Annotated in this window: 1 protein-coding gene; it reads right to left on the bottom strand. The window is 61.8% G+C overall.

The annotated features are described in order from the left end of the window. Positions 1–304: 304 nt before the first annotated feature. Positions 305–931, bottom strand: coding sequence for a hypothetical protein (locus ACIBH4_RS39615; protein ID WP_362522391.1), 627 nt, complete (start codon positions 929–931; stop codon positions 305–307). Between the last annotated feature and the right edge of the window lie 628 nt (positions 932–1,559).

Genomic DNA, 1,559 nt, shown 5'->3' with positions numbered 1-1,559 from the left:
GTGGCGCGGGCTGGCCTTTCGCTTCGACAAGACCCCCGAAAGCTATCTCGCGGGCCTTCATCTCCGCGGAGCCATCTTGTGGCTCCGAAGCCTTCAACCCGTCTAAAGATCCGAAGTCCAGACAGGCCCTAGAACCCAGGTGCCGATAGGGGGTCACGGTTCGAGTGACGTCAACATGGGGCCGCTCTTCCGACAGTGCCCCAGCAGCCGAATGTCGGTCCACGGGTTCAGGCGACTCCGGTCTGCGCTTCGAAGAGGAACGCGGCGTTTCCAGCCTGGGGATCGTCCTTGTGACGGTAGCCAACTACATGGAGGCTTTGGCTGCGCTCACGTAGGCGATCGGGCCGCCAGACGTGGATTCGAGGCGCTTGCCGAGGAGGAGCTTGGCGATTCGCAGGTCGTCGGCTGTGCCGACATCGATCATGTTGGTGGCCGCGTCGAGGTCACTGATGTAGCCGGCGAGTCTCGCGTCGAAACGATGACGTATCAGGCCATTGTCGGTCAGTTTGGTATCCCAGCTGATCAGTCCCGTCAGTACGGCGACGATGAATCCGCCGAGGGTCACCGGGAGAATGCCAGCTTGGGCGATCTTTTCGGGTCTCCCCACCCACCAGCCACGCAGCGCCTCCAGTAGGTCTTCAGGTGTCAGATCGGCACGAAAACCGATGAAGGGGCGATCTTCATCTGGGACATGCTTCGCCACGTCGACGCGCAACACCGCCATCGTGGCGCTACCCGTTGCCGTTGGCAGGAGGTGATGCAGCGCTACAGCGGAGCGAGCTTGGATTCGTTGCACCACATCCGCGGGGACGACCAGCTTGCCACCGTGCTGACGGGCCGCGGGAAGCAGACCCGCAGCCGCGATCTTCTGTAGGGAGGTGGAGGAGAGGTTGAGGTGGATGGCGGCTTGCCGCAGGGTGATGAGGGTCATGGGTTGTAAGGTCTTCTTTCGGCTTGCTGCATTTGGATTTTGAAGTCGAGTAGGTGGACATGCGCTTGTCCAGAAGGAGCCTGCGGGCTGGGGCGGTGAGCATTCCGCGCGGTGAGAGGGTGCGCTAAGAGTTGCGTCCACAGCGGTGACATACGGCGTCGATACGGCAACGCCGCCTTACAGCGTCGCTCTTCATCGATCCGCGGCCACCATTTAAGCAGGGCGGGATCTCGCTGACGAATTCTACGGATTAAAGGGTTATCCAGGCCAAAAGGATAGGGCTCTGCTTCAGGGCGCGGACCTCGGTTTCCTCCGTGATGGTCCACATCTCGACGCGGTATTCGAAGTGGTCACCCGGCTCGTCGCCGTCTGTGTCCGGATGGGCGAACTGTGTCGGCATGTACGAGATCCGTGTCCGGTACGTGTTCGGCGGGAGCATGAGCACGTTTAACGCGGCCCTCGGCCAGAGACGAGTGGATGGTTCGCAACGGTACCCAGCTCTCTGAGCTGGGTGTTCTCTCGCAGGTGCCCCTCTGGCTGTACCTCTGTTCGGGTGTGTGCGGGAACGACGGGGAGGGTTCGTGCCTGGTGTGCTGATCGCTGTCGGTCGAGCTCCTCCAGGGAGAAG

Origin of the sequence: Streptosporangium sp. NPDC050284, assembly GCF_044459525.1 — a bacterium.
In the GTDB taxonomy this organism is placed as follows: domain Bacteria; phylum Actinomycetota; class Actinomycetes; order Streptosporangiales; family Streptosporangiaceae; genus Streptosporangium.
This window is presented reverse-complemented; position numbering and strand designations above follow the sequence as displayed.